Source organism: Bradyrhizobium sp. 87 (assembly GCF_023073015.1).
Classification (GTDB): domain Bacteria; phylum Pseudomonadota; class Alphaproteobacteria; order Rhizobiales; family Xanthobacteraceae; genus Bradyrhizobium; species Bradyrhizobium canariense_D.
In genome coordinates this window covers 1-23,485 of sequence record NZ_JADPIQ010000068.1, presented here as the reverse complement: position 1 = coordinate 23,485, position 23,485 = coordinate 1, and the positions used below count along the sequence as shown (strand labels likewise).

The 23,485-nt window shown below is 57.6% G+C and carries 13 protein-coding genes and 7 pseudogenes; 8 read left to right on the top strand and 12 right to left on the bottom strand.

Annotated elements, in window-relative coordinates; translation table 11 throughout:
• Positions 1–170 (bottom strand): annotated as a pseudogene (groEL, locus tag IVB50_RS16260) (chaperonin GroEL); the annotation flags it as partial.
• An 84-nt stretch (positions 171–254) separates the two neighbouring features.
• A complete protein-coding gene (locus IVB50_RS16255) occupies positions 255–569 on the bottom strand; it encodes a co-chaperone GroES (protein ID WP_247296491.1) in 315 nt (104 codons plus the stop codon).
• Positions 570–1,767: 1,198 nt separating this feature from the next.
• Here IVB50_RS16255 and IVB50_RS16250 point away from each other — a divergent pair.
• Both IVB50_RS16250 and IVB50_RS16245 read left to right on the top strand, forming a co-directional pair.
• Positions 1,768–1,965 (top strand): annotated as a pseudogene (locus IVB50_RS16250) (transposase); the annotation flags it as partial.
• Positions 1,966–3,841: 1,876 nt separating this feature from the next.
• Positions 3,842–4,420 (top strand): hypothetical protein, encoded by a 579-nt coding sequence (locus tag IVB50_RS16245; RefSeq protein ID WP_247296489.1) that lies wholly within the window; start codon positions 3,842–3,844, stop codon positions 4,418–4,420.
• A gap of 73 nt (positions 4,421–4,493) precedes the next feature.
• On the opposite strand, the gene IVB50_RS16240 is transcribed toward IVB50_RS16245, so the two are convergent.
• From IVB50_RS16240 to IVB50_RS16230, 3 genes and pseudogenes are all read right to left on the bottom strand, one after another.
• Complete coding sequence (locus tag IVB50_RS16240) at positions 4,494–5,555, bottom strand: pyridoxal-phosphate dependent enzyme (RefSeq protein WP_247296486.1); 1,062 nt, start codon at positions 5,553–5,555, stop codon at positions 4,494–4,496.
• A gap of 110 nt (positions 5,556–5,665) precedes the next feature.
• The gene (locus IVB50_RS16235) at positions 5,666–6,277 is read right to left on the bottom strand and encodes a hypothetical protein (protein WP_247296484.1); all 612 of its coding nucleotides are present in this window, start codon (positions 6,275–6,277) and stop codon (positions 5,666–5,668) included.
• Positions 6,278–6,326: 49 nt separating this feature from the next.
• Positions 6,327–6,620 (bottom strand): annotated as a pseudogene (locus IVB50_RS16230) (integrase core domain-containing protein); the annotation flags it as partial.
• Between the two features lie 161 nt (positions 6,621–6,781).
• On the opposite strand from IVB50_RS16230, the pseudogene IVB50_RS16225 reads away from it, so the two are divergent.
• Positions 6,782–8,013 (top strand): annotated as a pseudogene (locus IVB50_RS16225) (transposase); the annotation flags it as partial.
• A 253-nt stretch (positions 8,014–8,266) separates the two neighbouring features.
• Here the strand turns inward: IVB50_RS16225 and IVB50_RS16220 are convergent.
• Genes IVB50_RS16220 through IVB50_RS16210 form a run of 3 tightly spaced genes read right to left on the bottom strand, consistent with a single transcriptional unit; the run spans position 8,267 to position 11,451 of the window.
• Positions 8,267–9,169, bottom strand: a complete 903-nt coding sequence (locus IVB50_RS16220) for an NAD(P)-dependent oxidoreductase (protein ID WP_247296482.1) — start codon at positions 9,167–9,169, stop codon at positions 8,267–8,269.
• Positions 9,166–9,852, bottom strand: a complete 687-nt coding sequence (locus IVB50_RS16215; protein ID WP_247296480.1) for an HAD family hydrolase — start codon at positions 9,850–9,852, stop codon at positions 9,166–9,168. Before IVB50_RS16215 ends, IVB50_RS16220 begins: the two co-directional genes overlap by 4 nt.
• Before the next feature lie 9 nt (positions 9,853–9,861).
• Complete coding sequence (locus IVB50_RS16210; RefSeq protein ID WP_247296478.1) at positions 9,862–11,451, bottom strand: hypothetical protein; 1,590 nt, start codon at positions 11,449–11,451, stop codon at positions 9,862–9,864.
• A 723-nt stretch (positions 11,452–12,174) separates the two neighbouring features.
• On the opposite strand from IVB50_RS16210, the pseudogene IVB50_RS16205 reads away from it, so the two are divergent.
• Positions 12,175–12,476 (top strand): annotated as a pseudogene (locus tag IVB50_RS16205) (ATP-binding cassette domain-containing protein); the annotation flags it as partial.
• Between the two features lie 647 nt (positions 12,477–13,123).
• Here IVB50_RS16205 and nodU read toward each other — a convergent pair.
• The 3 genes and pseudogenes from nodU to IVB50_RS16190 form a co-directional block, all read right to left on the bottom strand.
• Entirely contained in the window at positions 13,124–14,836 is a 1,713-nt protein-coding gene (gene nodU, locus IVB50_RS16200) for a nodulation protein NodU (protein WP_247296492.1), read from the bottom strand.
• Between the two features lie 904 nt (positions 14,837–15,740).
• A complete protein-coding gene (locus IVB50_RS16195) occupies positions 15,741–16,421 on the bottom strand; it encodes a hypothetical protein (RefSeq protein WP_247296477.1) in 681 nt (226 codons plus the stop codon).
• Positions 16,422–16,694: 273 nt separating this feature from the next.
• Positions 16,695–17,404 (bottom strand): annotated as a pseudogene (locus IVB50_RS16190) (hypothetical protein); the annotation flags it as partial.
• 478 nt (positions 17,405–17,882) lie between these two features.
• Here IVB50_RS16190 and IVB50_RS16185 point away from each other — a divergent pair.
• The 4 genes from IVB50_RS16185 to IVB50_RS16170 all read left to right on the top strand — a co-directional run bounded on the left by IVB50_RS16185 (position 17,883) and on the right by IVB50_RS16170 (position 22,656).
• Positions 17,883–18,074 carry a hypothetical protein gene (locus IVB50_RS16185; protein ID WP_247296475.1) on the top strand — a complete coding sequence of 64 codons (192 nt, stop codon included), beginning with the start codon at positions 17,883–17,885 and terminating at the stop codon, positions 18,072–18,074.
• 78 nt (positions 18,075–18,152) lie between these two features.
• Entirely contained in the window at positions 18,153–19,400 is a 1,248-nt protein-coding gene (locus tag IVB50_RS16180; protein ID WP_247296473.1) for an MATE family efflux transporter, read from the top strand.
• Between the two features lie 664 nt (positions 19,401–20,064).
• Entirely contained in the window at positions 20,065–21,552 is a 1,488-nt protein-coding gene (locus IVB50_RS16175; RefSeq protein ID WP_247296470.1) for a pentapeptide repeat-containing protein, read from the top strand.
• A gap of 192 nt (positions 21,553–21,744) precedes the next feature.
• Entirely contained in the window at positions 21,745–22,656 is a 912-nt protein-coding gene (locus tag IVB50_RS16170; protein ID WP_247296468.1) for a pantoate--beta-alanine ligase, read from the top strand.
• A gap of 455 nt (positions 22,657–23,111) precedes the next feature.
• Here the strand turns inward: IVB50_RS16170 and IVB50_RS16165 are convergent.
• Positions 23,112–23,288 (bottom strand): annotated as a pseudogene (locus tag IVB50_RS16165) (IS3 family transposase); the annotation flags it as partial.
• Positions 23,289–23,485 lie beyond the last annotated feature (197 nt).

Genomic DNA, 23,485 nt, shown 5'->3' with positions numbered 1-23,485 from the left:
GCGACGGTGACGCCGTCCTTGGTGATGCGGGGAGCGCCGAACGACTTGTCGAGCACGACGTTGCGGCCCTTCGGACCGAGCGTGACCTTCACCGCGTTGTTGAGAATTTCGACGCCGCGCAACATGCGGTCGCGGGCGTCTACGCCGAACTTGACTTCTTTGGCTGACATGTGGGTCTTCCTGAATGTTTTACTTGGTCTCACCCTTTACGACGCCCAGCAGGGCTCCTCAGGATGAGCGGTGCGAGCGATGGTTTAGGCGGCCTTCTTCTTGGCGGACGCGTCCGTGAGAACGCCCAGGATGTCGCTCTCTTTCATGATCAGCAGGTCGGCGTTGTCGATCTTGACCTCGGTGCCGGACCACTTGCCGAACAGGACGCGGTCGCCGACCAGGACGTCGATCGGGATCAGCTTGCCGCTCTCGTCGCGGCCGCCGGGGCCGACGGCGATGACTTCACCTTGCGAAGGCTTTTCCTTGGCAGTGTCCGGAATGATGATGCCGCCAGCGGTCTTTTCTTCTGCGTCAATGCGCTTGACCACGACGCGGTCGTGAAGCGGACGGAATTCCATGCAGATCTCCTAAGAGTTTACTTCAGTTGAAGATTTCCCGATTGCTAGCAATCGTGGCCCGCGAGTGCCAACGCAGGCGCAGCTGAAATAGGACCGATTTTTTGCGGAACAAGTGTTTGTAGCAGGAAAAATCCGCTGGGCGGGCGGATCTCTGTTGTGGCTGCCCAGATCACTTCTCGGCTTGCCGCCGAGCACCCGACCTTCTTCTGAGTGAGTCGTACGGCTCTGCGTCTCAACCCAATCCCGCCTAACCGTTCAATTCCTCTGCCCTAAATTCGAGGTGGTAAAGGCCCGCCGATCTGGTGCCGGTTCAAATGCGAATCGTCGGCTGACTTCGTTCTAAGATTGGGATGCGTTTAGAACCTGACGCAGAGGTCGCGAATTGGGGTATCGCTCCGCTTGATCGATGATCCGATACTCAGCACCTCGAGGCGAGGCAACACTGGCTGCGCGAGCTAGCGCAGGAATGTGCTCAGATCGTTCGGCACCTCGTCCAGTTTCAGATCACCTTTGCGCGCCGAGGTCGCTGCTGGACGGCTCGCCCGTGCTCCAGACAGCGAGCGCGCCGATGTCCCCGGTTTGCGCGAAAGGGCCTCTGCCCGCATCGCGACAGGTCTATATGCGCGAACAGCTCGCCGAGCTGTCCCGCGACCATGACCTGGCCAACCGTTCAACTAAATGCTGAAGCGATGGGCGAGCTGTGAAGACGCCGGTGGCGGCGTGCTGATCAATACCGGAGCCAGCGTGGGTGTGGATCTCGACAGGAACAAGAGCTGGCACGAAATCTCCGCCCGGTCGCCCTGGTGCGCTTGTCGGCGCCTGGTGAACAGCAGGCTGTAAGCCACCCCGTACCGGCGCGCGAGGCCGCAGACCGTCTCGCCAGCCTGCAAATGCCGAACCTGCTCGTCGCAGCTCCGTCGCCACCGACGTTCGGCGCCCTATCGCTACGTGACCTCAAAGCTAGACTTCAAACTAAAAAGACGGCGGCCGCCGGCTTTCAATTACCCACAAGTGCTTGATTCATTTGCGAGAGGCTCGATCGAAGAATCTTGAATCAGATGAATCGGTTGTGATTCATTGTTGAGCACCTGAATCGCGACGGCGAGGTGCCTTCATGTGTTCGAGCGGTGCGATATCTCGTCGGTCGCCGGGCCCGGATGGTCACCAGGATGATCGTGATGAAAGCGCCGTCGCACACTGGACTGAGCGCGAGATCGGCAAGACTGCCTTCAAGGATGCCCGTCTTGGTCAACGATTTGGCGAGCTGTTAAGGCAAATTGGTGATGGCATGGGCGGGAGCATACCGTTCGCGTGCCAAGACTGGGCGAACACGAAGGCAGCCTACCGCTTCTTCGCTAACGAGCGCGTGGAGGAAGCCGACATTCTTAGCGGCCACTTCGCCGCCACGCGCACCCGTTACGATGATTGTACAGGCTTTGAAGCTTGATAGGAGTCATCTTGGACATCGTACACATACGGTGGCGCCTCGGATTACATGCGACACAGCCGCATTGTCCGAAAAGTTTCACACGATAAGCTATCTGAGGGGCTTGAATCGCACCCTACGTCAAGATGTAAGGTGTCGAAATGGGCGGTGACAGACTTCGGCACCCGAAGCCCGTCCCAACGAGCAACATACAGTGCGAATGTCCCAAATCCGAGGCTCACGCAAGGCGAGCCCGGTCATCGACGAGTGCCGTGAAGCTCCCTGTGTCTGGGTCACAGCAACGCGCGTCCGGCAGATGCGTTTGGCTCACCGTCGGATCGTAAGACGCCGCTCACACGTAAGTAGAGCGGCTGATTTGCCTGTGAGCGACGCGAGATGGTGGCCCTCAAACCTGCATCTCAATGCTAGAAGGAAGCTGATGCTTCGTGGCAAGTGCGAACGGCTACGTGGTGCGGTACGGGAAGTTGAAGCGTTCTCCCGTTCCCGGCAATGGGAGTGGGAAGCCGTTCAACATCAACTCTCCGACTGTGAACGCCAGCGGTACTTCGAAGCGATTTAGCAGGTATGCCGGGCGTCGGTCCGAACCGCGGTTCATGTTGGGGCTATCATGTGAGACGCGAGTGAGGCTGGCATTCTGGTTGAATACTATCGCGAGCTAGCGAGGGTTCGTAGCATTCGAGCGTCGCCATCACTATGACGGCGCATGACCCACTTTGGCCGGATGCCCGGGTCGAGTGCTTTGAAAGAGGCGCGCGTCGCGCCACGGATCCACAACGGTGAAAAAGCGGCTGATCACAAAACAGAACCGGCTTGGCCGAGCGCGGTATTTCCTGCCCAGGTCATTTTTATCTATCCAATGAATGACGCGGGTTACTCCCGGGAAGAGCCGGGTGCGGGAAAGCCGGCTCCCGGGTCTGTGAGGGCAAAGCCAAATGGCCGAGCTACTCGACCGCGATCGTCAGACTAGGGTACGTGACTGGCGGCATGGACGCGGTCAGCCGCGGCACAAAGCCATCTTGGTGCCCGCCGCGTGCTGCCCACACTGTTGCGCCACAAAAACCAGAAACCCACGCATTCCGAAGAATTCCCCAGCAATTCCATCGCAATTTGAAACGGCTGACACCTGATGGGCTTGCTCTAAGCTCGCCGCGAAAATGCCGCCGCGTTCAATGCAGGCTGTTAGGCTTGCAAGTCGAAAAGATAGGCCCACTCAGTCGCCAATCGATATTCCTTGTATTTTCGAGTAAGTCTGCGAACCGGGTGGTCACGCTTGAAAAATGCACCGCGTGCGTATGATGTCCTTGTGGCGGTAAGACGTGGCCCCGCTACGATGCCGATCTCACGATGCCAGCCCATACACCGGTAAATTCCGGCATAGGGGAGCCGTGGCTCCTGGCTCATGATCCTGGTTAAGTGGCTCGCTGTTAGACTCGCGCAGATAATGCCCGTTCTTATGGATCGCGATTCGTCATCTCTCAGTCGGCTAGCTTTAACTTTGCCTGTAGCCATCGGTTCGGGCGCAGAGTTGATCTGAGAAGCTAGCTGAGCCCGCCTTCTGCGAGCGTGCTTGTTTATCTTTCGACAGCGCTCCCGGCAGATTGCCGCTGGTGCGGAGGAGCCCGCGCCATCGCGAGTGTACTTAGAGCTATGGACGCGATCGTATCGTGCGTGTTTTCGTTGCCCGTGCAGCGTTAATGCGCCGAGTGCCTGTTGGCGCTGGAAAACATCGATTCGTTGCACGAGCAGAGTCGTGTTGGACGCTGAAGCGGCATGATCTTTCCCGATATCTTTGTGCACATGACCAATTAGTTTCGCATGGACGCTCTTGACCGTCATCTACTACCGCGGCAACGAGAGCCAATATAGATCGAGAGAAAGAATGATGGATGTGATTGATCAAGCGAACGGTTCGGAGTTGCCGCCCGTCTTGCAGACGTCATCAAGACGCCTTCCGTGGGTTGTTGGATTTGTCGCCATCTTCATCGGGTTATGCGTTGGGGGTCAATTTTACCGGCCCCATATCGACCGAATGATCGAGGCGCTAGTGGCACGTGAAGTCGTCCCAATGCCGGCGTTGTCACCTGAAGACAAAGCGGCCCTTTCGGAGATTCGGTCGGGGCAACAGCAGGTGAGCGAGGAGATTTCAGCGCTCAACCGCAACATCGATGCGCAGCAAGCCGATTTGAAACGCATGTTAGATCAAATCGCAGCCCTGACCTCAAGAATTGAGTCTCTGCAGAACATTGCTGCGCATCTTCCTGCAGATATTCGTCCGCCAGTAGCCCAGGCCGCTTCAAGGCCGGCTACAAGAGCCACTCGCCCGCCTAAAGCAGAAGGGCCCGTTTCCGTCGGGGGCGCGCCGCTGGGTTCTCGAGCCGGAGACGGACCGCCGATGATCCAGTGATGAAGCGTTGAGCCTGCCAGACATGGCGTGACTGAGAGGATGCAAGTCGAACTAGGAGCGAAGATTGCGGTGCTCACGTTCGGTCCTCCCAGGCGCGTTCGGTGAGGAGGACGAGGATGCGGCTCAACCGGTCGAGTCCGAGATCCCTTGTATGGCTCGGGTCTGCAAGGACAGCCATGGCACCCGCCAGGCCCGCTGCACCGGACGGCGTGGTGGCAAGGCCATCATGGGCGGAGAGTACGTGGACAGCATCCACCAATTCCGCCTCTGGCACGGTGATGGCGCGAGCGCCGTGACGCCTGAGCACCGCAACGGCGGCCGCACTCGCCTGGCCGCAGGAGAGCATCTCCGCGGATGTTCGGAGATCGCCCATCACCCGAATCGGGCGACCGGCCGCGAGCGCGGGCCCGAGACACGCTGCGGTTTCCGGCTCGACCGTCACGATGCAGCCCGGAGATGCCAGCCAGCCCGAGAGGCCCTCGGCGATGGCAGCGGCGAGTCCGCCGACCCCAGCTTGTATAAAGACGTGTGTCGGACGCCCAAGGCCGGCGAAATCCACCTGATCACGGATTTCCGCCGCCGTGACGCCGTACCCCGCCATGACGTCGCAAACGATGGGGTCGTTCGGATCGTCGGTCGTGTCGGCGACAAGAATGCCGGCGCCTTGGCAGGCCGCGGCTGCGGCCGCATCAACTGCATTGTCGTAGGTGCCCGGCACCCATACGATCTCGGCACCCTGATTCTCGATGCGGCGCGCGCGCGCTTTCGGCACGCCCTCGTGCAGGAACACGCGGGCAGGCGCCCCGGCAAAGCGCGCGGCGGCAGCTACCGCGAGCCCATGATTGCCGTCACTGGCGCAGACCAGGGTCGGCTGCCCCTTAGGTCGGGCCGCGAGAAGGTCGGCCAACTGCATGCGCGAGGCCCGGGCGAGCGCGCGCAGCCCGGCATAGGTGCCACCAAGCGACTTGAAACTGCCGAGCATGCGGCGGCCCTCGTCTTTCGCTAGCACCTGCGCCACTCCGAGCCCCTCCGCAAGCGCCGGAAGGTTCAGGAGTGGCGTCGGCGCGTATGCGGGATCGAGGCGGCCAAGCTCGGCTGCGATCGCATTGACTGGTGAAGAGGAGGTGCTGTTCATGCGTTGATCTTGCCCGCTACGGACTTCACAATCCAGCCTTGGATCCATCACACTCAAGGAAGACGCTTTACAACAAAATAAGAAACTGCGGATACTGGAATAGCCTACGATCATGTCTTGCGAATAGGTTGTTTTGAAGCCGTCGCATCCAAAAGCGAGAATTTTGGTGTGGACGACCCCTGTTGGTCAAGCCGGACCAATTCCATCTCGTCGCGAATCCTCAACTCAAGAGCCCCTTCGGGCAAATGCACAATACCTTTGAGATGCGAACCAAGTCTTCTCTCTGCCACTGTGACCTCAGAATCACTGACAGCAGCAAACAAGTTATTGAATCCCAAGCTAGCAAACCATTCCATACGCCGAAGTTCAAGCTCCAGTCCGGTGTTAACCCGCATGGTAGCCGAAGGCTGCTCGATGATAGATGCAGGTGGAAAATTTACGACGCCGCAAATTCTCGCCTCTTTTAATAAATCGGCAAAATCCTCCCAACAGGCGAAGGAATCGATCATTACCATTGCTGCGTAGGCATGAATGAACGTTTGCTTGCCGAGGCTGCGCAAATCGCGCAAAAGGCAGTCATTCCAGTCAATGACAGGCAAGGTCGCCATCACCAGCATGGAGCCTGCTGGAAGGCTTCGCAGGGACGGCGCGTAGATTTCCAAGGGCGCGCCATTAGGCGCAGCCGTTAAGTGTGTTGCAAGCTTGCAGATGACTTTACCCATTCTTACGCCTCCGGCCGTATGGCCGATCTTATACACTGCTTTAGACCAGTTAGGTGTTTCGTCCTGGCGTTTGCTGCAGCGGATTGAGTTTGAATCGTGCTGGCTGGGAAATCCAGCATTGAAGACGTATTCGCAGGGTGTGAGGCCCTTCAGGGTCTCCAGCCGCCGAGCTTAGTTTTAGGCGGTGAGAAAGTTGGCAAGGTGAGTTCCGAGCTGATCGTCTCGATCGTCATGGTAGCGTTGGACGGTCGCTTCCTTGATCGTGCGGTTCATGCGCTCGACCAGGCCATTGGTCCAGAGATGCTGATCTTCGCCGGCGATGTTCGCCCCCATTTTCTTGGCATCGCACAGAGTGCTCTCGGGCTCTCTTGACTATTCTGTATTGCTCGACGGGAGGTTGTCCCGTGTTCTGTTGATTTTCTGAAGAGGTTGGCGTTGCCCACCTTGAGCCGGTAGGCTCGGGGTGCTGAGTCCACAAACGAGAGCAACGCCAAGACGGGAGATATCACACCGGCTGGTTCGCCGGCGACCGAGGCTTGTGGACGAAACGTTCGCAGAAGTGCGGGCGAGCTTCGACCAGTCCTGCCTTGCGGCAGGGACGAGGCGCTCGGCACGATGATGGAGGCGGATGTCACGGCCGCCTGCGCGCCGCGCCACGGTCGCGACGCGGCGCGGCGGGTGAACCGTTGGGGCCGAACGCGGGGACAGATCGGCTTCCACGGCGGCAAGATCGAGGCGAGCGCCCGCGGGTCCGGGATGTGGACGGCCGCGAGGTGACGATCCCGAGCTGGAACCGGCAGCGCAGGAAGACCGGCTCGGTCGCTGGGCGATGAGCCTGACGCTGATCAATGTGTCGACGCGCCGATTCGGTCGCGCTGTCCGGCTGCCCGAGACGTGCCGGCACCGCCCGGATCGCGGGCTTTCGAAGTCGGCGGCCTCGCGGAGGTTTGTGGCGTCGCCGGCGGCGCGGCTGGCCGACTCCATGGCTGCCGATCTGTCCGCGCTCCACCTTCTGTCGAAATCGACGCGCTGCATCTCGGCGATGATCTCGTGCTGGTCGACGCGATCGGGGTTGACGGAAGGCAACAAGCATCCGCTCGCGCTGGTGGAAGGAGCGACCGAGAACGCCGCAACGGTTCAGGCCATGCTGGACAACGTGGTCTCGCGCGGGCTCGCCCGACAGTGCCAAGACTGTTCATCGTCGACGGCGCGAAAGCGTTGTCGAAGGGATCCGCCGCACCTTCGGTTCGGCCGCCGCGATCCAGCGCTGCCAGATCCACAAGGCGCGCAACATCACGGAACGCCTGCCGAAAGAGCATCATGCGGCCACATGTCGCGTGCTCCGCCAGGCCTGGGAGCTCGATGCCGACAAGGCTGAAAAATTGATCCACAATCTCGCGCGTCGACTCGACCAGCAATGGCCCGGCGTATCGGCCACCATCATCCAAGGCCTCGAGGGAATCCTGACTGCCGTCCGGTTGAAGGTGCCAACGGAGCTGCGACGATCGCTCGCCTCTACCAAGATCGCCGAGAACATGATGGGCACCATTCGCCGCGTCACGCGTAACGTCAAAAGCTGGTAGGATGCCGGCGTGGCCTTGCGATCGGCCGCGGCCGGCATGATCGAGGCCAACAAGGGCTTCCGACGATTGAAGGCGCATAAGTAATTGTCGGTCTGGGTGCGACCCTTCAAGCTTCACCACGATCGCATGACAATCAAGTCCGTTGCCCACGTCCGAGCGCCGCGTAACATCCATTCCGGCAACGTCGGCCCCGACGTAGTTCAACAGCGATCGGGACATCTCCCTCGACGGACTGCCTCGGTCGTGGTGGCGCAGCCGTGTTAAACAGTCCCATAGCGCATGCTTCGAATCGTGCGACAAGAATGCACCATCAAAGCTTGGGATTAAACAACATCGGAGAACGTCGGGCGAGGCAAGGATCGATCTGGTCGCCACCGATCCTCGTTGCGGTTCGATAGCCGAGAACTTATGGGTGAGACAAATGAGGTAGTGTCAGTTCGCCTTTACCCCCGGCAACTGCGTTGTTTAACTTGTGGGCGGTGGCAGCCAGGATCGGTACCGAAACAGCGCTCTCGCCCGCCAGACGCACTGCGCACCCAATATCCTTTGCAGAATTGGCAATTGAGACTGCCAGAACATCGGGTTTCTCGCCCAACAAAAAGGCCACGAAGGCTTGGAATATTCCACTATTAGTGGAACCGCGACTAACTAAAGAGCGGAGTGTTACAAGATCGATGTCAAGAGCGTTCGCGAATTGGCAGACCTCTGAGGCTACCGCCGCTATGCCCATAGTCATGCTGTTGTAAACAAGCTTGAGCTCATGACCTTGTCCGACATCTCCGACATGAAGAACGGTCTCACAAAAAGTAGCAAGAATGCCTTCAGCCACAGGAAAAAGCGTTTCGTTCGATCCAACAATCGCGTTGAGAAGGCCGAGCTCTGCTTGTTCAGGGCTCCGTGTTACTGGGGCATCTATAAAAGCGAGGCCGCGTTTTTGAGCCTGCTCCGCCAGTGCAACTGTCGAGCCAGGATAAGACGTGGTGCAGTCAATTATTAAACCTCCACGGGACATATGGACAAAAAGCCCGTCCTGCCCAAGGCACACTGCCTCAACCTCCCGGCTTGATGGCAGGGACAACACCACCGCACTTACATGCGGCGTCAACTCAGCGATGGAAGGATGCTCACGGGCGCCTGCCGCAGCCAATCGATCCGCACCGAAACGACTTTTGTTCGCTTTGATATGCAGCTCAACTTGGTGCCGCAACAGGCAGAGACCCATTCCGGTTCCCATGCGCCCGACCCCGATAAGGCCTATTTTCTGGTTCGCAGCTTTTGAACGTGCGTTGGGTAATAGCTCGGCGGTCATGATTTATGCATTCTGAAAGAAGCCGTGCCTTTGTAAGATCGGCGATAACTCATGATGGTTGTCAATCGTGTAGTCAGGATTCGCCGCGTGCAAGCGCGAATCCGAAACAAAACCGCGGGTGATCCATACGCATTGAGTCCGAGAATGGCGTGCAATGTCCATTTCGACGGCATATCGCCGATGATGAAGATCGACGCCGCCTCTAGATTGTTCTTCTGCATGTACAGACGAAGCCGCTCTCCGTTGCCCATCGACTGGTATTGAGTGGTGCGGCTTTCAAAGGCGAGAACCTCGTTAATGTAGTTGTCGATTCCAAGTCGTCTCAATTGAGACCGGAGCGGGGCGACGATATGATTGCTCACGATGATGGACAAAGCTGCTTCGCGCCGCGCCAGCTCCAAGAGTCTATGTGGGCCCTCGCGCAGATCGGCCTTATCCGCAAGAGGTTCATAGGGCTCGTGAGAGGCGGCGCTCCCATCGCGATCCACCTCCGCAACCTCGTCCCGCGACATTCCGAGACTGCGATAAAGAAGTGATAGCAGAACATCGCAATGTTTCCGAAACGTGTCCATGTGGATCGTCGCACGACCAAAGCGGTCGAGACTGGCATTTGTCGTTTGGAAGAGCGCGTGCGCATCATCGAGCTGCGTTCCATTCCAATTAAAGACGAGGACGGGATTCATGAACTGACCTCAAGCGCGGATTGATTGCATACAAGGAAGATCGGCGGTTAGTTTGCGTAAGTTCCTGTCCGCGCGCTGCTGTCCCGCCGGGGTTGGCATTTCGAATGTAAAAGGTGACAAATCGAAGTTCTCCAGTCTGCCGGGCAGCAACGATCCTAGGAGCGGGAAGGGCAGATACGTTGTCGTGGCTGCGTTGATCGATGCCGCGATATTACTTTCGATTAGTCTGAGAACGTGGGGTTCCATCTTATGGAAGAGGATGCTTTGAGCACGCTGCTCGGACGGCAATCGCTTCCAAACCTGCCAGAATGCGAGCTCATCTAGTGTGTCGATGCCCATGCCGTAGTAGTTCGGAGCTACTATAGGCGGCGAACCGATCGCCCAATGCACGGCTTTGGCTCCAGCGGTAAGGAGCATACTCGTTACTGCTTGACTGGTATCGCCGCGAATGAGGGCTTCGTCGACAACTATTATGCTGGCCTTAGCAAGGTCGGTGTCCGACACGCGGTATTTTCGAGCTATGCGAGATTTTCGTCCGCCAGGTGTGCCGATGAGAGTCCGCTGAAGAAGTGTCGTCGCGACCACTTCACGACGCTCGGCCAACAGCCCGTATTCAGCTAGAGATGCAAACAGGCCATCGGCGTACGGGCCACCAGTATGCGGCATGGAGGAAACAATTGTGGGCGCAGGGCCCGCTTCCGCTTGCAGTCGCCGCGCAACGAGTGTCCCCAAGACGACCCCGATGTTGTAGCGGGTTTCGAGATGTGACTGGCCTTCGATCGACGTGTTCGGACTGCCCAAGTAGAGAGCTTCGTAGGTGCAGAGCGTGGCCTTATGTCGCCCGTTGCTCACCGAGTGATCAACGCTGCACCCCGTTTTCCCGTCCACATACTTTATGTGGCCTGGCAAGATTTGCTGCGTATCACCCTCTAGAGCGGCAAAGGCACAATTTTCAGAAGCAAAGAGCAAAAACCCGTCATCTGTTTGCATAGCCTCCAATGGTCGCAAACCGGTCCGATTGCGATATGCAACGAGGTTTCCGTCTCCGTCCAAAAAAAGCGCGCTGATAGCGCCATCGATACGATCATCAATCTCTCGAAATACAGTTTCGTAGTTAGCGGCTAGACCGTGGCGCCAATAATCTCGTTCACAACAGCGTTCAATACACTTGAGCAAGAGCTCAGCATCTGTGTTGACGGTTGTTCGTTGTTGCTTCGAAAGGAATTCTCGTCTGAGTTCACGAGCATTGACCAAAGCGCCGTCCAGAGAAACTGCCAAATGGCGGTGGGTGCTCCCATTGTTTTGAATCGGCCGAATGTCACCGCCATCACTGAGTTCGCTGCACCGGCTACGGACATGAGCGATCGCAACATGAGGCCGAAAGCTTCGATCTTGTTCGCTGGGTTCAATGCGCACTGAACCGCTTGATGATAGAAGCGCTCTCCCATATCGAAAACCTTGCTTGTGCATGAAAGCGGCAACCCCGACCCCCGCCTGCCCACGAAGTGCAAGTTTCGGAATCATGTGCTTGAGCCGATCATAAGCAGTCGATGGTGAATGGCTTGAGGGGCATAGAAAGGCTGCAGCAACGCCGGACATACCTTTACCCCTCGTGTTAAACGCCGATGTTCCGGCTGGCATCACAGGCGAATGTACTTAGCCGAAAGAAGTTGCTCCGCTCTGTTTAAGCAAGCGCCATACCAGTCCTCAGGCGACCCGGCTCGCGCTGACGGAACGACGCAATTCGAGAAGCTTAAACAATTGGGCTGCCCGGGATGAGTTTGCGTGTCCGTGTCCCGACATGCTGACCGAATTGCGACGCCTTCGTCCGAAAGCCGCCAAGCCCCGACGACTCGTCGGAGGCTCTCGCGCTCGTGGTTGCTTCGAGGTAGTCATCTCACATGAGCGAGCATGGCGAGCTCGCGCCGCGCCAAGCCCGCCGAGGACTCATCCTCCAGGTCGAGGGTTGTGCCAGCTATAGTCGGCTGGCGAGGGCCGTAGGGACGAATGAGGGCGTGACCCTGGCGGCATGGATAACCTCACTGTCACGCTCATCGCGAACACGACAGCCGCTGCTCGTTCTCGCTTATTCCAGCCTTGCGTGCTGCGCAGGAGGTGAACACGGCCGTTGCGGCACGTCGATAATTTCGTAGCTGGCCTGAAGCGATCCGGACAGGAGCAAGAGCCGGCACCGTCTGGACATGTAAGCGGTTCCTAGCGCTCCTGCCGCAGGTAAACGGTAGGATCGGAAGCCGGTCACGCGTAGCCGGGCGGACGGTCCCAACAATTTGCAAGCCTCTTCGACCGGACGAACACCGCTTCGATCAGCCGGGTGGGACGCTTTCGGGCGGCGAGCGTAAGGTCCTGGCGATCGGCGCGCACTATTGGGAAATCCAAAACTGCTGCTGCTGGACGAACCGACCGAGGGAGTTTGGATCGGCGTGATTGAGGAGATCACCAACCGGCTGATTGAGCTCGCCAAGGAGATTGCGGTAATCATCATCGAGCAGCGCCCTTGGTCCCGCATGCACGTGGCGAACCACGCATATGAGCTCGATCTCGGCCACGTCGCGCTGGGAGGTGCGGCAGGTGATGTCCGCGGTAATCCGAAACGTCTGCGCTAGCTCGCATCTTAAGTTTCTGGCACCAGCTCTGGAATAGTCCTGTTTGAGTGGTTGCTCAAGAAGCCGGATTTCAGGGTGCAGACGAGCGTCTGGCATACCAATCGCAGGAACCAGGAAGAGTTGTCTGAGCCAGGCGAGAGGCGGCCAAAGCTGCCGCCTATGGCTGAGAGGACGACGTTGGCGGCACCGCCGGCAGGGCCTAGCGGCGACTGAGGTGACCGTCGGCCTTTAAGTGTCCGATTCGATCATGGGTGGGATGGCGGCGCCGCCCGCGCAGGTCGCGCCTGATGACGTCGAAGACGCGGCGCAGTTCTCGCCGTAAGCCGAAGCGATCTCGACGCCGATCCAATCCAGTCGAAGTTGCCGACAAGCAGAACCGGGCGTGCTTCACGGACACGATCTGAACCCAATCGCAGCCGTAACAGGCCATTCGATCCTGTCGTCTTGTGCATCTTCGGCAGCATCGGTCCCTTCGATGCAACATCCTCAGGCGGTGCCATGCCGACGACCACGCAATTGTGCGTCTGCCCGCACCGATCTTTGGGCGGAGCACTCTTCAACCATATCGACTTGCTCGAGATGGTGTCGCCACTCCGGAGATGCGTTCATGTTCGCGCGAGACGCGCCTTCGGACGCCAATCGCTCGTTTATGGAGCTTTCGTCCACAGTATGCCGTCGGCCCATACGTGCTCAACGCGTCCCCACTCGCAAGCCGCTGTGACATCCGGGAAGAACCCATGTCCATGCTGATTGGCACTCGTATTGCAAAGCAGCGGGATGCCCGTGAGCTTTTCGTATTCGACGAGAAGCTCGGCGACTTTGTGCTGAGAGGTCCTGCAAATCGTCTGCAACCGCGCAGATCCGTCGAGATGTACAACGGCCGGGATTTTGTCCCGCCACTCTGTTCGTGTCTGGTGATCGAAAAGCATGTAAGGGTCCGGCGTTCCGGGATTAAAAATATCTGGCGCACGATCCTCTAGGCATATCGGCGCTACTGGTCGGAAGTGTTCACGAAGTTTGATGTCGTTGAGATGATCCTTCATTTGCGGCGAAGTCGCGGCTGCAAGAATGCTTCTGCTGCCCAATGCCCGCGGTCCAAGCTCGGCGGGGCCTGCAAGGAAGATCACGGGCTGGTTGCTGGCCAGAATGGTTGCAAGTTCATGCATACTGCACGGCGCAGCCTCCCAATCGGGCGGCACATCGCTAGGCTGCAGGGCTGGACCACTATATACCGACCATTCCAGCGGCACGAAGCCTTTGTCCGCTACCATTGCGCAGCAAGCGGCACCGATCGCCGAGCCACTGTCATTCGGAAAAGGGGGTACCCAGACAGCATCGAACAGGCCTGACGCACGTAGTGCACTGTTCCATTTGATGTTGAGACCGCAGCCACCGGCTATGCACAAATTGCGCGACACAAAACGCGCATGCCGCTGCAAAGCATTCGCCATTTCGCCGATTAGCAGGCGCTCGAGGAAGCAATGAAACGATGCGAGCACATCTTGAGGTGCCGTGGCCTTCAACCGAAGCGTACTGGCATCGAAGAAGTCACGTACACTCGCAAGCGCCGATCCCATGCTCTCGATGTCCGTACGGAAAGCGGAAAACTTCGTGTCCGCCGCAAAGCGCTCTTGATAGAGTTCCTCAAAGACCGCGACGATGGTTTCACTAACAGACCCGAGGGCGATATAGGCCATCAGCTTGCCGGCAATGCCCAGGTTGAGCTTGCCGGCACCGCCTGGGTCCAGCTTGCCGGGATCGGCTAGATCCCAATTTGCGCGGTTCGCTTGCTTGTAGGGTCCATAGTGAAGGCCCGCGGCCGCGTATACGTGTCCAATAAGCGGGAACAGGGATTCGAGGAACCGTGCGCCCTCGCGTTCTATATGATAGAGACGCGGAAAGGTGCCGCCGTCCCAGACGAGGCAAAAAGCGGGCTGTCCCGCCTTGGCAAAGGGGCTGGTGCAGTATGCGGAAGCCAGATGGGCTGTGATGTGCGGATAGCTCCTATAAGGAAAATCTCTGCCGTCGAGCCTGAGGCCAAGACCGTCGCGCGAGGTGAGAAGACCCTCTGCATGGCGTTCAACATACGGCGCCCCTTTGAGAGTGACAGGTGTCGTTCCGCTGAGGACCTGGAATTGCGATTCCACTTTCCCTGCCCAGCCGTCGATGACGAACTGATCAACTTGCTGCGGATCTAGACCGTGTTCCGCCAAGGCGAGGACGATTGCATCAAGGTTGCCGATCGACTGATAACGCGGATTATTGCTCCGCTTCTCCTGCTCGCCGCAAAAAACGAGCCGGTTGTCCTCGACAAGGGCGATCGCTCCGTCGTGCGTCAGCTTGATACCGCAGATGCGCATAGTGCCTCCATGTTTAACCGGAAATTCGAGTGATTTGAAGATCAAGTCGGAGTCCGAGAGCATGCGAGCAAGCGGTCGTCGTGGCCGACTCATCTCCTGGCGCTGCTCGTTCGATCTTGATCAACGTGTCATTCCGTATGTCGATGTCTCTTTCGGCATCGGCAGCATGAGCCTAGCGCAGAGATCTGATTCCTAGATGCCGCGCGTAGCGCAGTGCACGATTTGCGCCAACGCCAATCGGAGCAAGCCAGCAGCAGACAGCCGAAGCATGCCGCCGATTTTGCGGATAGGTAATCTCGCTCGTGGCGTTTGCAGCGGAGCCCGGATCATGCGACCGGGCCCGTACACCCGTCCACAGGCCGGCCGCAATCGGCCGGAATGGGTGGTCTCGATCGATCGGAATGCCTGGTCGGGATTCGGTATACACAGCCGAAGTGAAGAGAGTGCCGCACGCGATCCCTGGACCGGCTGGAGGTGCGCTAAGTCTCCAAATTGTCCGTCGTCAGCGGCGCACCTGTCGAGGTCCTTGCGTGACGTGTCGCTGCGCCGGCGAGTTCATGGCGTTGAAGTCGGCAAAGAATCAGGTTGTACCTTCGGAAGTTGTTGTCGGACAGGTGCGGCGATGGTCGATTAAGTCGTAGCCCTCCCCCGCAGCATTCAACTCCAAAGACATGGTCGTCGAAAACGAGTTCGAGCGGCAGCGCCGCGCGACAGCAACATCAATGAGAAGCCCCCGAGGTACTCAGGTTAGCGAAACAATCACACCTATCGCCATTTTCAACCCATTCACATTGTTGAGATGCAGGTTTTGGAGTTTTGGAGTTTTGGAGTTCTCACCTGCGCAAGCCAAAACAGCCGCCCAGATAGGCAACTTGATGGCCCGGAAGGTTCAGTTGCCTCCTTATTACTTTCCAAATCCCACCATCTTCATGGTCCAGCGGTTGACGCCCCCCTTATCGTTGCGGTGGATGAACATCTTCCTAATTGTGGTCTCGAGGTTTCTGCGTTCAATCGCGGTCAGAAACGGAATGTCAAGCTGACGCGTCTGGGTGAACTTCTCCACTACCGTCTCAGTTGAATTGCAGGGCGGCAATCGTGCGGCAATCGCGTGCGTGGTATGAAGATCCTCGATAAAGTAAAAACCGCCAGGCTCGACGATGGGAAACAGCTTCGCTAGAGCAAGCTGCTGGTGGTAAGCTGCGTGTGAAGCATCCTCGATGATGATCCTTACAGGCGGGAGCGAACTCGCAAGGCGTTCCAAGGCTACCGCATCGCCCATGTCAAGGCGCTCGAAACGGAACCGATCCATCTTAAAGGCGCTGAAATCAGCAATGTCGCAGCCGACGATCTCAGCTTTGGGAAAGAACTCCAACCACATTTTGATAGACGGAATATCGTCAACCTTGCGACCAACGAGTAAATCTGGATCGAGAGAGCCGTTCCCGTGCTGTAATCCAATCTCGACCATTGTGAAGGGTTCGTGGCGGAACTCCTCGAACAGAAGAGAGTAGAAGCCGGTGTAGCCATGGGTGTCGCCGACCTCATCACCCTTGTCGGTTCCGAGGGCATTTGCTCGTTTCGTCAAATTTGGGACACTCATTAACAGTACCTGTTTTTGGCATGGGTGATCACACGACGGGATGTGCCTTCATTCACTTCAAAGAGCGTGCCAAAGGGACGCACTGATATCCATGCTAATTCCCATTTGGCGCGTGTCGTGGGTAGGACGGGTGTCGCGACTCCGACAATTCGTCGCGATGCTCCATCTCGCTCCCTTTTGCGCGTCGCGCTAAACAGCGCGCTGCGCTACTTCCTTTAAGACCTCGCCGTCCTTTGGCAGAATGACACCACTGCGCCATCATCTCCACGCTATGTGCAAATGCGGCGGAGACTCACGGATTGGACACCGGCTGTTTGGCAGCTGTCCGCACCCCTCCTTTCGACTCCCGCTGCTACGCACGAACTTGTTCCACTTTGCCATTCCGGCGCGCTTCTTGGGCATGTAATGCCAGGAATCATAGTTCTTGGAGTTAACGTCCTGGAGCGCATGATTTTCCAGACGATCTCGAATTTCTTTGGACACACCGGCCTTTCCGCCAGCGTTTTTGAAGGTTCGCCGGAGGTCCCGGTTAGTTGCACAGGGAATCATGCCCATCTCGCGGCCGCCAAACGAAGCTATAGAGCGTACCGTGGCTCACGGGCTGGGATGGGTCCTTCGCAGAAGGCAAGAACCACCCGTACTTGTTTGGCTTGATCGATTCAATCAGTTCAGCGGCGATCGACGGCACCGGAACGGCGTGCGGCTGAAGGTTCTTAGTCTTGGACCAATCGATGATCTTCTCCGGTGCATCCCACTGATCGACATGCAGGCGCGCGCCGCGCGGGGATGTATTCCGATAGTCGTTGTCCGATTTCATCCCCCAACTATAGGCCGCGTGGATGTAACAGCCGCACGTGATCCGCCATAGAGCGGCCGCCACGCTCATAGATCGGCCGGATAAGTTCGAAGATCTCCTCAGATTCGATCTCGCGCGCGAGTCGATTGCGCCCGAGCGTGTCGGCGAGTCTTGTTGAGGCTGGCGAATCGACAACTCGCGTTGAGGGTCCCGGTCGATCCGCTGCGGCGGGCGCCCGGCAATGAGTTGGTCGAAGCAGCAGTTGTTACGACCTTCACTTTGGAAACGTCCGGCGCTTCGCTCTTTCAGGTAACTCGTGAAACGAGCGATAGGTTGTCTCGGTCGGCTTACCGGCCATCTGCAATCGACCGGCCGACGTTACCTTCCGCAAGAAAGTTATTCTCATGGTGGCGATCGGGCGTCGTCAACTTAATCGACCGCCGAGCCGGAGGCGCTTCTCAAAAGCCTGGTGAGTCTCGCTTTATCAGAATCGGACGACGAACAGCCCCCCTAGCACACGATCTTTCGTTTGTTCATGAGGACATTCTCCCCGCCCTTGCGAGATAGACAATCTGGATCGGAATTGTTAGCGCAGAATGTTCTCGTTCGATGACCTCCGACACTGCTTGTTTGGGTGGCGGAAGCAAATATTGCTCGCTTTCGGTCAGACGCCAGACGCGGCGCGGCTCGCCCAGCAATATCTGTTCGGACTGGCCTTGGGCGTGGTGCCGGCGCTATGGCTTCAGGTCATCCGTAATTTCATGAGCGCGGTCAATCGGCCGGAGCCGATCTTGTGGGTCACACTGGCGGCTATCCCCGCAACGCCCTGCTCGTGTATGTAGCTGGTCTATGGGAAGCTCGGGCTGCCGCGGCTTGAGCTGTTCGGGGCCGCGCTTGCGAGCACGTTAGTGAACTGTGCGATGTTCCTGGCCGGTTTGTGGTTTGCCACGATGCGTCGTCCTTTCCGTGACTACCACGTGCTTGCAGATCTCTGGCAACTCGATTGGCCCTTCTTGCGGCAGCTGATCGTGATCGGAACTCCGATTTCAATCGCCTCCCTGATGCAGTACGGAGTTTTGTCGGCTGCCGCGCTCCTGGCCGGCCTAATCAGCACCAGTGCACTCGCTGCTCATCAGATCGCGCTTCAGATCACCGTGATTACATCCATGATCTCTTTCGGCATCAGCATGGCGGCGGCCGTGCGCGTTGGCCATGCGGTCGGCCGCAACGACGGTTCCGGCATCCAGCGGGCAGGCCTGGTCGCGATACTGCTCGGTACCCTCATCGCTGCCCTGCTGACGGTTGCGGTGATCGTCGCCCGTTTTGAGATCGCCGAGCTGTTTCTGGACAAATCGGCCGGAGATGCCGACGCAACGATCGGACTGACTGCAGAGCTCCTTATCGTCGCAGCGAGCCGTTTTGTCTCTGATGCAGCGCAGAGCATTGCGGCGGGCGGTCTGCGCGGACTGAAGGACACCCGGGTGCCGCTTCTGTTCGTCGGCATTGCCTATTGGCTGATCGGCTTCTCACTTGGCTACGTGCTTGGTTTGAAGATCGGGCTTGGTGCAATCGGTATCTGGATTGGCTTGTCAATCGGGACAACCATCTACGCGGGGCTCCTCATCCTGCGGTTCCATCTGCTGGCGAGCAGGCGTGCTCTCAGAGCCGTCACTCAATGGCGTGAATCACGGTTATTGGTGAGTGATAATCTTAGAAATGCGAGGCTACTTACTAAGTGTTCGCTCAGCCTTCATACCGAGGCAAGCCGTTTGGTTCGGAAGAAGATGCTGAACCGCGTAGTCACCAGGAGTTGCGGGCCTTTCTACGGCACATCGAAACGAATGTGCCGGCCAACTTGGCCCCCATCTGGGCAGCACTCCACTGAACCATCCAAGGTCAGGATCTGGCTCGCCCGATGTCCGCGCTGGCACCTTCACTTCACACCACCCATGCCTCCTGCCTCGATCAGGTCGAACGCTTCTTCACGCTCATCAACTAACGCGCCCATCCGGCACGGCCGACGTCGTAAAAAAAGCGGCAGCTTTCTCGCGCTTGCGATTTCACGCCCCTTCATGTGGACCGCTAGTCCCAACTCCACCCTCCAGTACCTCGCGCGACTTTGTCGGCGAACTTCCGGGACGGAACTGCGTCGCCGGGATGAAAACTGAGGAACGGAAGGCGGGCGGCGATTTGTGGCTCAATGGCCCGACATCTGGAGAATGCGCGTACGTGCATCGAAGGCAACTATTACTCGATCGTCATAGAGAGCGACATCCGCTTTGCGGTCGAAGGCATAGAGAACAATCGGTGCCGTCTCGAGCGTTGCGAACCATGTCCGGTTTGTGACAAAGACGCGAGTGCTGTCAGTTACGAAATTCTGGCGGCGTCCGCCGCGCCGTTTCTGGACACGCATTCAACGTCAATTCAGGATAGGTGAGGGCTGGCACAGACATTGCTATTGAAGTGCGTCGTAAAGGCCGACTGCTAGAATAACGACTGCATGAAGTTGTGGAGGTACCCCAAGTTGCGGCTTCTTCGGTCTGCTGTCGACACATTGATAAGTATCCGAATGGGGAAGTCGTGGGGGAGATCAACTCCGTCTGCCACAACTTGCTCGGTTATGTGCGTGTCGGCTCGTGATGGCACAATTCCAAAGGGCCAGCCAGGAAATTTACGCCCTGATGAGTGATGATGCCTGTGTCGCAGAAAGAAATCCCACGAGCGCTATGGGGCGCATTTCGAGGCTACCTGAAACACGCAGGCCATGCAAAATAACGCCTGCACAGGAGGCTGAGAAAGTGCGCTCGTCATCGAGAAAGGAAAAGTTCGACAGTGACGCAAGCCACCGATACCAATAGCCAGTTCAGCGTGCATGAGGAGCTGGGAATCCGTCCAACGACGATAAACCAATCCTCGGCAGATGGTGACTTTGTCCGCTACTGGAGCCGAAACAGTGATCGCGCGTCTGCGTTGGCTGCGGTGGGAAAGCGAACCCAGGAAGCGATCAAGAAGACCGGCATCGGCCTGCAGCTATCCTGCCAGAACTTTAACGGTCACGATCTATCCGGATTTCCGTTGCGGCGATGCATTCTCAATCGTGCGCAACTTCACGGAGCGAAGCTGGATGGAGCCGATCTGTCCGAGGCCAACCTTATCTGCCCAGGATTAGAGCGAGCAAGTTTCCGCGGAGCCAAGCTCGATTTTGCGTATATGCATGCAATTGCCGCTCAGGTCTGCAGTTTCGACGATGCAAGTTTGCGCAATCTCATCGATGCAACAGGTAGCCTGTTCCACGGATGCAGCATGAGGAGAACGCGTTTCGACAATGCAGTCCTAAGTGGCGTCCTGTTTTATCAGTGTGACGCAAGCCAGGCTGTCTTTGATGGCGCCGAACTGCAAGGATCGACCATCAATGAATGCTACCTGCCTCGCTCGTCCTTCCATTTTGCCAATTTGAGCCAGGTTACAATGACCAAGGCGCATCTCACCGGCAGCACCCTTCTGCAGTCAAGGGGAGAGTGTCTATCGATCCTGCGCCCCACTTCGGTCGACGGTCTTGTTCTAGAGAACGCTCATCTTCCCTATTTCAGGCTTTCAAAGGCGAGCGGTCGCATCCTGGCCAAAGCGCTGGCCGCCCCTTTTTCGGATTTCAGCCTCTCAAATCTTGCAAAGGCAGAGCTTGAGGAGGCAGACCTATCTGAGGCGCGACTTCTGTCTGTGAATCTAGCCAGCGCCAACCTCGTCGGCGCGGTGCTTAACGGAGTATCTGTACGCTCTTGCCAGCTCGATGGGGCTGATCTATCTCGCGCATCAGGAGAAACCATTTCGATCACCGAGAGCACGATGCGCTACGCCCGATTGGGCGGCTTTCGTGCGCGCTGTGCGTTTATACGCGACTGCGATCTCGATGATGCAGATTTTTCACAGGCGTATCTCTATCGATCAATGATTACAGGTGATCCTCCGCAATCTATGGCCTTGAATCGCGCCAATTTCGAAGGAGCAAACCTTGTTCAGTCATATATTGCAGCAGGAATGACCGGCAGCAACCTGGAGGCCGCCCGTACCGCATATGTTCGAATGAATCAATCGTCCCTCCGCAAGGCCAACTTGAGTGGAGTTACGCCGTTCCAAGCAAGCTTTGTAAAGACTGATTTTTCGGATGCAGAGATAACGACTTTTGAACCGCCGTTCTTTGCCGACAGGTGTCCTGGGCTCCAGGCCGCTTTGGAGGGGGTGGAAGATCAGAAATACAAACCTTCAGAGTATCTGGCTGACTTCTCATCGCTAATGAGACGCGGTCGAGAGGGATCTAGCTGATTTAAGCCGAAATGCGCATGGCGACCTAAACCAGCTGTCATCCCAGAAGGAAGATGGAAGAGCACGATGGGCCCCGCTGTGGCGGCGCTCCCAGGCGCTCTTGCGCGGCCAGTGTGAGGTCGCTCTCACCACGCTTCCTGTCTGATCGAGCAGCCCAGCTGCTGTGTAATCAACAAGAGCGGAGCAGGAAATATGCATCTAGCGTCTCTTTCAGCTGGCAAGGCCTTCATTGCGGACATGGCAAGACGAGGTCGAAGGATCGGCACAGTACATACTCTGGGTGCATTGCATCAGGGGCACGCGGAATTGATCAGAAGGGCCGCAGTCGAGAACGATGTGGCCATTGTCACGGTCTATCCGAACAAGATCCAGCTCAGCCCGGGTCCTGAATACGAGTTCAATTTGGATGATGACATTGCGCTTGCGCTAGGAGCGGGCGCTTCTGCTGTGATTTCGACGACGGACGCGGAGATGTTCCCGCCAGGATATCGAACGTTTGTGTCTCAAGGGGATTATCCGCTGCGTGCGAACGGGCCTCATGGGCTCCTCATGGAAGGTATCACCGGATGCATCCGATGGATCTGTTTCGCTCGACCATCTCGCAGTTATTTCGGCCTGAAGGATATTGGACAGGCTCTTCTCGTAAAGCGAGCGGTGGCAGATCTGCTTCTTGATTGCGAGATACGATTTGTGCCGACAGTACGATACAAGAATGGAGTGCCTATTTCGTCACGTTTGCGACACTTCAATCGTTCCGAGCTGGACGAGCTTTCGTCCCTCTTCCTGGCGCTGGACCACTTGAGAAAAGAGGCCGCGCGGGGAGTATCTTGCGCCCAAGACCTGATAGATTCGGCAAGACCGCTGATCACATTCCGACGGTTTGAATTGGAATCTCTTCGCATTGTTGGCGCGGACCGCTTTGAAGATCAGAAGCAGATCGAGCTTCCCTTCATAATCAGTGGAGTCGCCCTTGGTCGCGGCCTCAGAGTGCCTGACAATATCTTTGTACCGGATCAAGATTCACTTTTGCATGGTCCTGCTGATATATGGATCGACTTGCCCGAAAGGTGGGAGTCTGGCCATCATGCACAGGCGCGGGCTTGAAGAGATCAGCGGCGGTTCGCGCATTGGTCGCCCAATCGGCTAGGCGGCTTCGAAATGTCATTCCAACCTGCTGCCTGTCTCTGGCGAGTTGTTCTCGCGCCAGCCGAAGCTCTTCGGCTTTGCGCGACACCTGGAAACCCTTAATTGCCAATTGCTCCTCGAAAGGCTGACGTCTCCGGGAGGAGAGAACCGCAAGGGACTCTGTGAGCCGAACGATGGTCCTGCCGTGCATTGATTCGGTTGACCGCAGACTTGGTTGGGGGATCACGTGACGTTGATCGTGCTATTCGCGCACTTCCTCTTTCAGGGCGACTTTCATGACCGAGCAGGTTGCTGACCTATACAGATCGGGGAATTGCAGCATGGGCAGAGTGTCCCCGTTGAAATGTCCCTCCAGTGAAATAGAGCTGGTCCGGGTTGTTTCCGCGTCGATAGATGGGACCGCTGCCGGGGCGTTAGGCTGCCATACGGCATGGCAGCGGGTAAAGTAGGCTTGGTCCGGCGTGCTGCCGCCATGACTGGAATGGGGACGCCTACTGTTATGGAAGTTGAGATATAGGCCGATCGGGCTGCGCGCCCGGCTGACGCTGTCATAGCGGGCACATCTCCTCGTGTTTGACGTTGCTCCAGAGCGTAAGCGTAGCGCCGCGGCCGTTTAGATTGTCTGTGCGCGATCTTGGGAGCACCGTTAGAAGAGTCATCTTCTGCAAGGGTGCTCATAATGGACGACCATTCGGACGACATAAGACGACCATTGACACAGCGTATCGAAGTGTACGCCGGCGCAGGCCGTAAGCAGTGGCCGGATGATTTGAAGGCCCGGATTGTC

Excerpts from the sequence above, each read along its gene's own strand:
- IVB50_RS16255 (WP_247296491.1), bottom strand. The coding sequence starts at position 569 with ATGGAATTCCGTCCGCTTCACGACCGCGTCGTGGTCAAGCGCATTGAC.
- IVB50_RS16240 (WP_247296486.1), bottom strand. The coding sequence starts at position 5,555 with ATGAACAGCACCTCCTCTTCACCAGTCAATGCGATCGCAGCCGAGCTT.
- IVB50_RS16235 (WP_247296484.1), bottom strand. The coding sequence starts at position 6,277 with ATGGGTAAAGTCATCTGCAAGCTTGCAACACACTTAACGGCTGCGCCT.
- IVB50_RS16220 (WP_247296482.1), bottom strand. The coding sequence starts at position 9,169 with ATGACCGCCGAGCTATTACCCAACGCACGTTCAAAAGCTGCGAACCAG.
- IVB50_RS16215 (WP_247296480.1), bottom strand. The coding sequence starts at position 9,852 with ATGAATCCCGTCCTCGTCTTTAATTGGAATGGAACGCAGCTCGATGAT.
- IVB50_RS16210 (WP_247296478.1), bottom strand. The coding sequence starts at position 11,451 with ATGTCCGGCGTTGCTGCAGCCTTTCTATGCCCCTCAAGCCATTCACCA.
- nodU (WP_247296492.1), bottom strand. The coding sequence starts at position 14,836 with ATGCGCATCTGCGGTATCAAGCTGACGCACGACGGAGCGATCGCCCTT.
- IVB50_RS16180 (WP_247296473.1), top strand. The coding sequence starts at position 18,153 with ATGTTCCTGGCCGGTTTGTGGTTTGCCACGATGCGTCGTCCTTTCCGT.
- IVB50_RS16170 (WP_247296468.1), top strand. The coding sequence starts at position 21,745 with ATGCATCTAGCGTCTCTTTCAGCTGGCAAGGCCTTCATTGCGGACATG.